Below are 13,010 nucleotides of genomic sequence, written 5' to 3'. Positions count from 1 at the left end.
AATGTACACTATTGGTTTGTTTTTATATACATAAGTTGCTACACTAGCGATACAATGAGGAAATGCTGGCAGGAGGCCTATAGTATGGGACAGGAAAATGAAAAGGGAAAGATCATTCAATTTCCGGGGGCTGCTAACACGTTAGTTGAACGTGGGCTGGATCATTTAAAAAAGGGCAACCCAAAAGAAGGGGTTGAAATGTTTCAAGAAGCTTTGGCCCATGACCCCGATAATGAGCAAGCTTCGTATGGCCTTCTTTTAGCATACGCAGATGCTGGAGACTTAAAAGAAGGAAAACGTTTAGCAGAGACAATGCTCCAGGAGGCAAAGGGAGAATATTTTGAGGTGCTTCAAGTTTATATATCCATTTTAGCGCAACTGGGAGAATACAAAAAGGTAGTCAGCACTCTTGAAGCCGTCCAAAGTGAAACGAGATTTCCCGCTCATTTAGCTGAGCCGTTTTTTGAAATGATGGCTTTATCCAAATCTATGATAGAGGCTGATGAACAAAGTCAGACACTTGTAGAAGATGAAGAAGAACTGCAAATGAGCAGTGAGGCTGCAGATACAGCTTTACATTTATTAACAAGTGGCTCATTTGAGCAGCAGTGGCAAGCATTGTCTCTTTTAAAAGGAGAAAAGTCCTCCATAGAATTGAGAGACTTTGAGCAAGTAATGAAATCTGAGAAGACATTCCCTGTCATTAAGAGCTTCATATTACTTCTCTTAAAAGACCGGGGAGTATCAAAAGAAGTGACGGTAGTGAAAAAAGAAGTGGGAATAACTGTCGTTCCTGAAAAGCTGCCTTCCTTTGAGGAAATCGAACCCGTTCCTTCAATTTTTTCACTTTTAGATGAACACCTGGGTCAAAGTGATCCTTCATTATTTAATACAGCTCATCACCTTTTAAAGCAAATTTCCCTGCATTATTATCCTTTTTCACTAGAACCAAGGGAAGCAGGAGGCTGGGCGGCGGCTATTCACCATGAAGCTGCAACACATTTTGGGCAGGAGCCAGACGTTCAGGAGATCGCACGTTTATATGAAACGAATGAGAGTCGCTGTCAAAAGTTAAAAGAGGAGCTGCAACAGTTAAATACGGAAGAGTTTCTTACTTAGTAGTATTTCAATGAACCACAAACATATGAATATTTTACCTGTCCTTGCCACAGACCCATTTATCATTGAAATGAAAGGTTATTATGTTATAATGTAGTGGTTGTAAAAGAAGCGTATAGTTGAGAATCAACCTATGAAACTTGGAGGGAAAGTATAAATGAGTTCAAATTGGGAAAAGTTAGAAGGAAACCAGGGGATACTAACCGTTGATGTAGATGCGGCAAAAGTCGATGAAGCCTGGACCAAGCGTTTAAAAAAAGTACGTAAGCAAGTTAACGTACCTGGATTCCGTAAAGGAAAGGTTCCACGCGGGATCTTCGAACAAAGATTCGGTGTTGAATCTTTGTATCAGGATGCGTTGGATATTCTTCTTCCGCAAGCCTATTCAGAGGCTGTCGAAGAAACAGGAATTGAGCCTGTGGATCGCCCTGAAATTGATATCGATGAAATGGAAAAAGGAAAAAACCTTACATTCAAAGCAACGGTTACGGTAAAACCGGAAGTTGAATTGGGTGAATACAAAGGTCTTGAAGTCGAAGAATTTGATATTTCTGTGGCTGACGAAGATCTTGAAAATGAACTGAAACAGCTTCAGGAAAAGCATGCTGAACTTGTTGTTGTGGAAGATGGCGAGATTCAAGAAGGCGACACAGCTGTCTTTGATTTTGAAGGCTTTGTGGATGGTGAAGCGTTCGAAGGCGGACAAGCTGAAAACTATTCTCTGGAAATTGGTTCTGGTCAATTCATTCCTGGTTTTGAGGAGCAGCTTGTCGGACTTAAAGCAGGCGAAGAAAAAGATGTTGAGGTAAACTTCCCTGAAGAGTACCATTCTGAAGATCTTGCAGGCAAAGCAGCTACCTTTAAAGTGAAAATTCATGACATCAAGCGTAAAGAGCTGCCAGAACTTGATGATGAGTTTGCCAAAGACGTAAATGAAGAAGTTGAAAGTCTTGAAGAATTAAAACAAGATATTGAAAAACGTCTGAAGCATGATAAAGAGCATGCCAAAGAGCATCACGAACGTGATACGGTTGTAGAAAAAGCAGCAGAAAATGCGACAATTGATATTCCGGATGCAATGATCGACACGGAAACAGACCGTATGATGCAGGAGTTCAGCCAGCGTCTCCAGGCACAGGGAATGTCAATGGATATGTACTATCAGTCTCTGGAACAGACGAAGAAGGCATGAAAGAGCAATTTAAGGAAGAAGCAGAAAAGCGTGTGAAAATGAACCTTACTCTTGAAGCAATCGCTGAAGCAGAGAACATTGAAGTATCTGATGAAGATGTGGATAAAGAGCTTGAAAAAATGGCTGAAACGTACCAGCGCTCAAAAGATGAAATTAAAATCTTCTTGCTATGCAAGGCGGAGATGACGCGTTAAAAGGTGATCTTAAAGTGCAAAAAGCCATTGACCTCCTTGTAGAAAACAGCAAGGTTGTAGAAAAGAAAGAAGAAGCTGAGAGTGAAGAGGCGTAATTTAATAGATAAAAGCATTAACAAGGCACGGACTAACGTGCCTTGTTTCTTCTTCTAAAAAAACAGAGGCAAAAAGTATAAATTCATAACATTTATACTTTTTGCACATAATATTTCTTTTTTTCCTGTATAAAAAGAGGAAATTGGCGGTTCTTATTGAATGTAAAGAAATATGAAGTTTATCTTACATGATAAAGGTATAATACATAGAAATGAGGCTAACACTTTCAATGGTTGGCTTAAAGCATGCAGATTTACATATGAGTTCCCTTTTGGTTTGAAAAGGTTGAAAAGCAGGAAAAAGAGGAAAAAAGAACCCTTTAGGTATAATGTTTCTAATCAGCTTGTATGTGTGATACAATTCAGGAACATCATCTTCCAGCGTGCGGTCTTTCAGCTACATGAAGTCTGTGAAGGGAAGATAACGAAATGAAGAATCTTTTTGACTTCGTAGCGTAAGGCTATAAAGAGAATAGATTGTCCCGCTTAGATAGAGAAAGGACTCTTTCTTCTTCTTAAATACTTGCACAGACCAAAGAATTTTCAATGCTTTTTCCTTGTACTAGAGATAGGATTCTCGTGTACAATATATAAGTAAGGGGTGACAAGAATGTTTAAATTCAATGAAGAAAAAGGACAGCTGAAATGTTCTTTTTGCGGAAAAACACAAGATCAGGTTCGGAAGCTAGTAGCAGGTCCTGGTGTATATATATGCGATGAGTGTATCGAGCTTTGCACGGAAATTGTAGAAGAAGAATTAGGCACTGAAGAGGAAGTGGAGTTTGAAGAAATTCCAAAACCATACGAAATAAACGAGATCCTGGATGATTACGTAATCGGGCAAGAAAGAGCTAAGAAATCTTTGTCTGTTGCGGTTTATAATCACTATAAGCGGGTAAATTCCGGGGCCAAAACATCGGAAGACGTTGAGCTTGCTAAGAGTAATATTTGTATGATTGGGCCTACCGGAAGCGGGAAAACTTTGCTAGCTCAAACGTTGGCAAGAATTTTAAATGTACCGTTTGCCATCGCTGACGCCACTTCTTTAACCGAAGCCGGTTATGTAGGGGAGGATGTTGAAAACATTCTTCTTAAGCTAATCCAGGCAGCTGACTATGACGTGGAAAAAGCGGAAAAAGGCATTATCTACATTGACGAAATAGACAAAGTAGCCAGAAAATCAGAAAATCCCTCTATTACTAGAGATGTTTCCGGTGAGGGTGTACAGCAGGCACTATTAAAGATTCTTGAAGGCACAACAGCAAGTGTTCCGCCTCAAGGGGGAAGAAAGCACCCTCATCAGGAATTTATTCAAATTGACACGAGTAATGTTCTCTTTATTTGTGGTGGAGCCTTTGACGGAATAGATCAGATCATTAAACAACGTCTTGGCAAGCAAGTGATTGGATTTGGATCAGAGTCTGAAAAAGCAGACCTTGAAAAAGACGAGTATTTGAGCAGAATACTTCCGGAAGACTTGCTTCGTTACGGTTTAATCCCAGAGTTCATCGGAAGGCTTCCAGTTATTTCAAGTCTTGAGCAGCTTGATGAGGAAGCACTCGTTGAAATTCTTACCAAGCCAAAAAATGCGTTAGTTAAACAATATCAAAAGCTCCTCGAGCTTGATGAAGTAGAACTTGAATTCTCAGAGGAAGCTCTTAAAGAAATTGCACGTAAAGCAATTGAAAGGAAAACTGGAGCGCGTGGCCTACGATCTATTATTGAAGGCATCATGCTTGATGTCATGTATGATCTTCCTTCAAAAGAGGAAATTGCTACATGCACGATCACAGCGGAATGTGTCACGGGCGAAGGAACTCCAATACTGAAAACAAAAGAAGGCGAAGAAGTAACGTTAAAGTCACCAAAGGAAAGTGCGTAATCACATAGGAATACCCCGGGCTTCCGGGGTGTTTTGTTTTTTTATTATTAATATCCTTTTCTTAATACATACAGCAGATCCCATTCCTTTTTATCATCTCTGGTATCCCTTTGAATGAATTGCAGGACCTCAAGCAATACTAACAGGGACTGAGACTAGATCATGAAGGAGGATCTGCCATGAATTTTACGGCTGTGGCTTTGTTGATCCAACTCGTTTTTGGAATCATCATCGGCCTGTATTTTTGGAACCTGCTAAAAAATCAAAGAACACAACGAGTCTCTATTGACAGAGAGTCTCGGAAAGAAATGGATCAACTACGTAAGCTAAGATCGGTAAAGCTAAGCGAGCCTTTGTCTGAAAAAGTCAGGCCAGGAAACTTTGATGAAATTATCGGACAGGAAGAAGGGGTTAGAGCTTTAAAAGCAGCCCTGTGCGGCCCTAACCCTCAGCATGTTATTGTGTATGGACCGCCAGGCGTGGGGAAAACAGCTGCAGCCAGAGTGGTGCTTGAAGAAGCAAAAAAAATACGCACTCTCCTTTTTCAAAAGAAGCAGTGTTTGTAGAGGTGGACGGTACTACTGCACGCTTTGATGAAAGAGGTATCGCTGACCCGTTAATTGGTTCAGTACATGATCCTATTTACCAAGGAGCGGGAGCGATGGGACAGGCGGGGATTCCCCAGCCAAGCAGGGAGCCGTGACGAAAGCCCATGGAGGAATGCTTTTTATTGATGAAATTGGCGAATTGCATTCCATCCAATTGAATAAACTGTTAAAAGTACTGGAAGATAGAAAGGTTTTTCTTGAAAGTGCTTATTATAATGAAGAAAATCAACAAATCCCCCGCCACATACATGATATTTTTCAAAATGGCCTTCCGGCTGACTTTCGCCTTGTGGGGCAACGACGAGAAACCCGGAAGAAATCCCGCCGGCCATTCGCTCACGCTGTTTAGAAATCTTTTTTCGAGCTCTTCAGCCAGATGAAATGCAGGTCATTGCCAAAAAGGCTTCAGAGAAAATGGGAATTGACATTGAAGAGAAAGCCCTGGAACTTGTTGCTAAATATGCACAAAACGGCCGGGAAGCAGTCAATACAATCCAAATTGCCTCTGGCCTTGCTTCCGGAGATAACCGAAAGATTATAACAGCAAGTGACATAGAATGGGTTGTCCATTCCAGCAGACTAACCCCGAGACCTGAACGGAAAATTCATGAGCACCTGCTGTGGGGTATGTAAATGGACTTGCGGTGTATGGTTCGGGTATGGGAATGCTGCTAGAGATTGAAGCAACGGCCAGAAAAGTAGAAGGCAAAGGAGATATTACTGTTACAGGGATTGCGGAGGAAGAGAATTCCGGGACACAAATCCGTTCCATCCGCAGAAAAAGCATGGCCAAAAGTTCTGTTGAAAATGTATTAACCGTATTGCGGTCGCTTCATGTTCCTGTGCAGGATTACGATATTCATATTAATTTTCCAGGAGGGACACCCGTTGATGGTCCGTCAGCAGGTGTGGCAATGGCAATTGCCATTTATTCTGCGATAAAAGGGTTAAAAGTGAAAAATACAATTGCAATGACTGGTGAAATCGGGATTATGGGATCCGTGAAGCCTGTTGGCGGCGTTGTGCCTAAGGTAGAAGCTGCCCTTAAAGCTGGTGCTGATACTGTGATTATTCCGAAAGAGAATGATCAAACTGTCCTGCACCGCCATGATAACCTCAATGTGATACCTGTCGCTAGCCTTAATGAAGTCATGAAGCTTGCACTAGTAGAAGAAGTGAGAGAGAAAAATGAAGAGGAAGCCGTAGTGCCGGCAACGGGATCTTTTTCTCCCATCGGCATATAGGACAGCTTTAAGGACAGGCTCTAGATAGACAAAGGCAGATTCAGTAAGATAAAATTAATAAAGACCTTGTAAGCGGTAAATTAAAAATGCCCGCAATGCTGTTCTTTTTCATGGTAAGCGGGCTTTTTATACATAGGTACATGCCTATATTTCAGAAACTTTTAGCTGCCGGTTTTCAATATAATCAGGCATAACAATAAGAAAATAGAGAAATACGAGGCGAAGAAGAAAGCTTTTTCTCCTGTTGAAGAGCTTTTATCTCTTATAGCAGAACCTATTCTTTTTTTTAACCCCAGACTAAATAAAGAGGGTATTTTCTGCTTACAAATTGTTAGGATACTTGGGGGTGCAGAAATTGAGTGAACAAAATAAAAGAATCATACCACTGCTTCCGCTTCGCGGCCTGCTTGTTTTTCCGACCATGGTCATGCATTTAGATGTAGGACGAGATAAGTCCGTTCAAGCGTTGGAGCAGGCAATGGTGGATGACAACGAAATTTTATTAACGACACAAACTGATCTTTCCATCGATGAACCGGATATAAAAGATATATACCACGTAGGGACTCTTGCGAAAGTCAAACAAATGCTAAAGCTTCCTAATGGGACAATCAGAGTGCTGGTGGAAGGTTTGCAGAGAGCGCAAATCGAGAGATTCCTTGATAATGAAGAATACTTTGAAGTTGAAATGAAAGTCCTCAATGTAACAGAAGAGGAGGATACAGAAGAGAAAGCTTTAATGCGGACGGTTCTTCAACAATTTGAGCAATACGTAAAGATGTCAAAGAAAGTCTCCAGTGAAACATTGGCTTCCGTACAGGATATCGGTGAGCCGGGACGGATGGCGGATATAGTGGCCTCCCATCTGCCTTTAAAGGTCTCGGAAAAGCAGGAGCTCCTTGAGACTGTGCCTGTATCTGATCGTCTGATGAAAATCATTGATATTTTAAACAGTGAAAAAGAAGTGCTGGGACTTGAAAAGAAAATTGGGCAAAGAGTTAAAAAGTCCATGGAAAAGACTCAAAAGGAATACTATTTAAGAGAACAAATGAAAGCCATCCAAAAAGAATTGGGTGATAAAGAAGGAAAAGGCGGGGAAGTAGAAGAGTTAAGGGAAAAGATCGAGCTGCCGACATGCCTGAAAATGTAGAGGAAAAGGCACTGAGAGAGTTAGACAGATATGAGAAGATGCCTGGAACGTCAGCAGAAAGCTCTGTCATTCGCAACTACATCGACTGGCTTCTTAATCTTCCATGGAAAAGTGAAACGACTGACAGACTTGATGTTAATCACGCCCAAAACATTCTTGATACTGACCACTATGGACTTGATAAAGTAAAAGAAAGAGTGCTTGAGTATCTGGCGGTCCAGCAACTGACAAAAGAACTGAAAGGTCCGATTCTTTGTCTTGCAGGTCCTCCAGGGGTTGGTAAGACCTCTCTTGCCAGGTCTATTGCACGTTCCTTAGAAAGAGAATTTGTCCGGATTTCACTTGGCGGGGTAAGAGATGAGGCAGAAATTCGCGGTCATCGTCGCACGTACGTGGGGGCTATGCCTGGGCGTATTATACAAGGAATGAAAAAAGCCGGAACGGTTAACCCTGTTTTTTACTCGATGAAATTGATAAAATGGCCAATGATTTTCGGGGAGACCCTGCTTCTGCCATGCTTGAAGTGTTAGATCCGGAGCAAAATAATTCTTTTGCTGATCACTTTATTGAAGAGCCTTTTGACTTATCTAAAGTGATGTTTATTACCACTGCAAACAATGTGGGAACAATCCCTGAACCTCTGCTTGACCGAATGGAAATCATCACGATTGCGGGGTATACAGAGGTTGAAAAGCAAATGATTGCAAAAGAATACCTTCTGCCTAAACAAGTAAAGGAACATGGTTTGACCAAGGGCACGATTCAGGTTAAGGATGAAGCGTTATTAAAGGTTATTCGTTATTATACTCGTGAGGCTGGTGTCCGAAGCCTGGAAAGACAGCTTGCCACAGTATGCAGGAAAGCAGCTAAGATCATCGTGTCGGGTGAAAAGAAGAAAGTGGTTGTCACTGAGAATACAGTAGAAGAAATGCTTGGGAAGCCCAATACCGATATGGAAAAGCGGAAGAGGAAGACCAGGTGGGTGCTGCCACAGGGCTGGCGTATACCTCTGCAGGAGGAAATACGTTATCGATTGAAGTGTCCCTTGCCAAAGGAAAAGGTGAATTGACGTTAACAGGGAAACTTGGGGATGTGATGAAGGAATCTGCCCAGGCTGCTTTCAGCTACATTCGCTCCAAATCCGATGAACTTCAGATTGACCCAGGTTTCCATGAAAATCTTGATATTCACATCCATGTTCCGGAAGGAGCAACTCCTAAAGATGGTCCGTCTGCAGGGATTACAATGGCTACCGCTTTAATTTCTGCCCTAACCGGCAAAAAGGTAAGAAAAGAAGTGGGCATGACCGGGGAAATTACATTACGCGGCAGAGTGCTTCCTATCGGTGGGTTAAAAGAAAAGGCGATGAGTGCACATCGGGCAGGCCTGAAGACAATTCTTTTACCAAAGGATAATGAAAAAGATTTGGAAGACATTCCAAAGAGTGTACGAAACGGATTGGAGTTTATATCGGTTTCACATCTAGACGAGGTATTAAAGTATGCGTTAGTGGGAGAGGGAAATGAGAGTAAAAGTAACAAAAGCTGAAATTGTAACTAGTGCAGTCAAGCCTGAACAATACCCAAATACAGGGCTGCCGGAAATTGCTTTAGCAGGCCGATCAAATGTGGGTAAGTCATCTTTTATTAATAAAGTACTAAATAGAAAAAATCTTGCCAGGACATCTTCTACCCCAGGGAAAACAAGAACTCTTAATTTCTTTAATATAAATGACAGATTACTGTTCGTTGATGTTCCTGGTTATGGCTTTGCCAAAGTAGGGAAGGGTGAACGGGCTGCCTGGGGTAAGATGATTGAACTGTATATGCAGACCAGGGAAGAACTTAGAGGAGTAGTACTCCTTGTGGACATTCGTCATAAACCTACAGGCGATGATCAGCAAATGTATGACTATTTAAAGCATTTTGAAATACCGGTGCTTGTTGTGGCTACAAAGGCTGACAAAGTGCCAAAATCAAAAATCCAAAAACATGTTAAGCAAGTAAAAGAAACATTGGAAGTTGAACCAGAGGATAAAGTGATTTTGTTTTCTGCAGAAACTGCACAGGGAAAAGAAGAAGTATGGAAAGAGCTTTACAGGTTAATCGAAAAGTAAAAAGACAAGAAGCCAGATGGCTTCTTGTCTTTTGCATAGAGAAAGGGTTTGGAATACCTACTCTGCATTCGTAAAAGCAGGACCCCTCCCCACTCTGTTCTCGGAAGAAAGAAAAGGCAGCAAGACGCTATATCTTTAACAGTAACTCCGCTTTTAACGGGAATTTTTTATCTGCTTTTTGCTTTTTTATTATGGAAAAATATAAAGTACATGCCAAGTATCAGAAGGAGAAACGGCCAAAATGTTTGAAAGGTTCCTGCGAGCTCAGTACCTGCCAAACGAAAAAGCTCGTCAGCGAAAAAAGCGCCAGCACCAAGTAGAATAAAGACTGTACCAGCTGCCAGCCCTTCTTTTCTTGTTTTCATATATGTAAAAACAAAGGCCACACCAATTAAAAGAGGTACATTCCCCAATAGTCCGGCCACGCATCAATAAATGATAAAGCATGAAAATGAAGAGCAAGAAGAATGAGAACACTTCCTGGAAATATATTGTTGTCATTTGAAACCAGGCCTTGACATAAAAAAGCCAGCCCAATAATCAATAAAACGGTAGGCCATTGCATAAGCTGATCTGAAAAAGGTAATTGAAACTCATCCATAATAAACAATAGTGCAGTTCCTATTAAAAGGACTCCAGGAAAGGTTCCTTTTTTGCTCATAAATGTCTCCTCCTGTCGTATTGTGATATTGAAGAGAGTAAGAAGAGTGTAGTAGTAGTAGATGAAAAATATAGCTCTTTGTATGTATGAACGAATAAAAACGTGCTGCAGTACCTATGAAAATAAGGATGAAAAAGCAGAGCCGCACAGTTCATCTTCCTGTTTCTCATAGTAACATAAGCATTCAGCTTCTGTTCACAATTTATTTTTTTGTGTTCTGACTAGGACATGTTATAATTGTCGAAGAGTAAAAGAGCTGCTTAATTTGTTGGTAAATTGAATGTGGAGTTCTGTTCAGGCAGAACCTATATAAAGGGTAAGTTATAATGATGTGGATCAAAGGTATTTCACATCGTGCTATATTTTGTGGGGGTGGAACAACCAATGCATATCCTCGTTGCTGGATTAGATTACAAAACAACCCCTGTAGAGATACGTGAACAATTTTCTTTTCAGGAAAATGAGCTGCCGGAGGCTCTTCAAGCATTACGAGACATGAAGAGTGTGCTGGAGTGTACGATTGTTTCTACATGTAACCGAACTGAAATTTATACAGTAGTAGATCAGCTGCATACTGGACGTCATTTTACTAAGAAATTTATGTCTCAGTGGTTTGATCTTCCTGTGGAAGAGTTCGGTCCTTATGTAAACATTCGGGAAAACGATGCGGCTATTCAACATTTGTTCCGTGTAGTTACAGGATTGGACTCAATGATTCTTGGAGAAACCCAGATTCTCGGACAAGTGAAAGACAGCTTTTCAATGGCTCAGGAACAGCAGGCGACAGGCACGGTCTTTAATGAACTGTTTAAACAAGCAGTTACGTTTGCAAAAAGGGCGCACCGCGAAACAGAGATTAACGACAATCCTGTTTCTGTTAGTTATGCAGCTGTTGAGCTTGGAAAGAAAATTTTTGGTGATTTTCAAGGAAAGCAGGTTTTGATATTAGGTGCAGGGAAAATGAGTGAGCTGACAGCAAAGCATTTGCATGCAAATGGTGCTGAACAGGTTACCGTAGTGAACCGCACGTATGCAAAGGCTGCAGAATTAGCTGAAAAGTTTTTAGGACAAGCTGAAAGCATGGATAATCTGAAATCCTGTCTGGCGACAGCAGACATCTTAATTTCCTCTACTGGTGCAGAAGAATATGTAATTACTAAGCCCCTTCTTCAAAGCATCCAGAAGCAGAGAAAAGGGCGTCCGCTGTTTATGGTAGACATAGCTGTCCCCCGGGACCTTGATCCGGCCTTATCTCAGATTGACAGTGTCTTTCTTTATGATATTGATGACTTGCAGGACATTGTTCAGGCCAATCTTGCTGAACGAAAGAAGGAAGCCGCTAAGATTGAAGAAATGATTGAGGATGAAATAGGAATTTTCAAAGAATGGGTTCAAACCCTTGGAGTTGTTCCTATCATTTCAGCGCTTCGTACAAAAGCTCTAAGCATTCAGGCTGAAACAATGGAAAGCATTGAACGAAAGCTGCCTGAATTGTCTGAGCGGGATAAGAAGGTCCTTCGCAAACATACAAAGAGTATTATCAATCAAATGCTTCGTGATCCTATTACCAGAGTAAAAGAGCTGGCTGGCGAACCGGACGCTGAAGAATCTTTGGCCCTTTTTACAGAGATTTTTGCTCTTGAAAATGAAGTGGAAACGGCACGAGAAGCCGAGAAGGGTCAAGCCAAAGTTGAAGAGGCAGAAAAGAAATGGACAAAGAAAAAGAAACTGCTTCCATATACTTATGCGAAAGATGTAATCGTCCGCTCTTAGGAGAGGGGTTTTCTGCTAGTGGTTGCTACAGCAAATGTGATTTATGTTGTAACCATCGTATTATATAGTTTAAGTGTTCTCGGGTATTTTCTTGATTTTCTACAGAGCAACCGGAAGGTGAATAAAATCGCCTTCTGGTTGCTTTCTATCGTATGGATATTGCAAACACTGTTTTTTATTATTAGAGCTGTCCAATATGATCGTCTGCCTGTTATTACCCCTTTTGAGGGGCTGTTTTTTTATGCGTGGCTTCTTGTCACCCTGTCACTCATTATTAACTGGTCTTTTCGGGTGGATTTTCTAGTGTTTTTTACAAATGTAGTTGGTTTTATAATTATGTCCTTTAGTTTGTTTGCCCCAAGCGGGGACGTGCCAGACCAGTTAACAGACTTGTTAATATCTGAGCTTTTGGTTATTCATGTGTCCTTTATCCTTCTTTCCTATGCCGCTTTTACGCTGGCTTTTGTATTCTCGGTTTTGTATATGTTTCAGCATCAGCTTCTTAAGCAAAAACAGTGGGGAAAAAGGTTATTGAGAATGGAAAACCTGCCGAAAATGGAAAGACTCACATTTGTGATGACGACTTTTGGTTTTCCCTTTCTCCTTATTGGGTTAATTCTTGGTTTCGTTTGGGCATCCACGCAACTAAACGCATTGCCTATTCTAGATGCCAAGGTATTAGGTTCTATCGCTATCTTAATCCTGTATGGGATCTATTTATACTTATGGGTGGTAAAGCACCAGAGAGGCTATTCAATGGCTTATCTTAATGTGGCAGGTTTTCTGGTTGTGTTAATCAATTATTTCTTGTTTGGGCAGTTAACAGAGTTTCACCTATGGGATGAATAGTACAGCACTCATCATTTTTCCAGTTATAAAAGCACCTTTCTATGTCCATCCTCTAGAAAAAGGGAAAGCAGGCCAGGTCATACTGCAGGCATAAAAGGTGTTTTTCTGTATGCCTGTTTAAAAAATA

The 13,010-nt window shown here is 41.1% G+C and carries 7 protein-coding genes and 3 pseudogenes; 8 read left to right on the top strand and 2 right to left on the bottom strand.

What is annotated here, in order from left to right; translation table 11 throughout:
- Window positions 1-84 precede the first annotated feature (84 nt).
- From JCM19033_RS01880 to yihA, 6 genes and pseudogenes are all read left to right on the top strand, one after another.
- On the top strand, window positions 85-1,119 hold the full coding sequence (locus JCM19033_RS01880) for a M48 family metallopeptidase (RefSeq protein WP_054635078.1): 1,035 nt from the start codon (window positions 85-87) through the stop codon (window positions 1,117-1,119).
- Window positions 1,120-1,276: 157 nt separating this feature from the next.
- Window positions 1,277-2,505, top strand: a pseudogene (gene tig / locus JCM19033_RS01875) (trigger factor).
- A gap of 705 nt (window positions 2,506-3,210) precedes the next feature.
- A complete protein-coding gene (clpX, locus tag JCM19033_RS01865) occupies window positions 3,211-4,482 on the top strand; it encodes an ATP-dependent protease ATP-binding subunit ClpX (RefSeq protein ID WP_054635076.1) in 1,272 nt (423 codons plus the stop codon).
- Between the two features lie 179 nt (window positions 4,483-4,661).
- Window positions 4,662-6,334, top strand: a pseudogene (gene lonB, locus JCM19033_RS01860) (ATP-dependent protease LonB).
- A 355-nt stretch (window positions 6,335-6,689) separates the two neighbouring features.
- A pseudogene (gene lon, locus JCM19033_RS01855) lies at window positions 6,690-9,032 on the top strand (endopeptidase La).
- On the top strand, window positions 9,007-9,600 hold the full coding sequence (gene yihA, locus JCM19033_RS01850; protein ID WP_054635075.1) for a ribosome biogenesis GTP-binding protein YihA/YsxC: 594 nt from the start codon (window positions 9,007-9,009) through the stop codon (window positions 9,598-9,600). Before lon ends, yihA begins: the two are co-directional and overlap by 26 nt.
- 167 nt (window positions 9,601-9,767) lie before the next feature.
- Here the strand turns inward: yihA and JCM19033_RS01845 are convergent, their stop codons facing one another.
- A complete protein-coding gene (locus JCM19033_RS01845) occupies window positions 9,768-10,013 on the bottom strand; it encodes a hypothetical protein (RefSeq protein ID WP_157049700.1) in 246 nt (81 codons plus the stop codon).
- Window positions 9,992-10,261 (bottom strand): LiaI-LiaF-like domain-containing protein, encoded by a 270-nt coding sequence (locus tag JCM19033_RS01840; RefSeq protein ID WP_054635073.1) that lies wholly within the window; start codon window positions 10,259-10,261, stop codon window positions 9,992-9,994. Before JCM19033_RS01840 ends, JCM19033_RS01845 begins: the two co-directional genes overlap by 22 nt.
- A 384-nt stretch (window positions 10,262-10,645) precedes the next feature.
- On the opposite strand from JCM19033_RS01840, the gene hemA reads away from it, so the two are divergent.
- Window positions 10,646-12,034, top strand: a complete 1,389-nt coding sequence (hemA, locus tag JCM19033_RS01835) for a glutamyl-tRNA reductase (RefSeq protein ID WP_054635072.1) — start codon at window positions 10,646-10,648, stop codon at window positions 12,032-12,034.
- 18 nt (window positions 12,035-12,052) lie between these two features.
- Window positions 12,053-12,883, top strand: coding sequence for an inner membrane protein YpjD (locus JCM19033_RS01830; RefSeq protein ID WP_054635071.1), 831 nt, complete (start codon window positions 12,053-12,055; stop codon window positions 12,881-12,883).
- Window positions 12,884-13,010: the final 127 nt, after the last annotated feature.

This window comes from Thalassobacillus sp. C254 (assembly GCF_001310615.1).
Note: the sequence above shows the minus strand (reverse complement) of the source record. Positions and strands in the feature narration are given on the sequence as shown.

Coding starts and splice junctions, on each gene's coding strand:
- JCM19033_RS01880 (WP_054635078.1), top strand. CDS start 85: ATGGGACAGGAAAATGAAAAGGGAAAGATCATTCAATTTCCGGGGGCT.
- clpX (WP_054635076.1), top strand. CDS start 3,211: ATGTTTAAATTCAATGAAGAAAAAGGACAGCTGAAATGTTCTTTTTGC.
- yihA (WP_054635075.1), top strand. CDS start 9,007: ATGAGAGTAAAAGTAACAAAAGCTGAAATTGTAACTAGTGCAGTCAAG.
- JCM19033_RS01840 (WP_054635073.1), bottom strand. CDS start 10,261: ATGAGCAAAAAAGGAACCTTTCCTGGAGTCCTTTTAATAGGAACTGCA.
- hemA (WP_054635072.1), top strand. CDS start 10,646: ATGCATATCCTCGTTGCTGGATTAGATTACAAAACAACCCCTGTAGAG.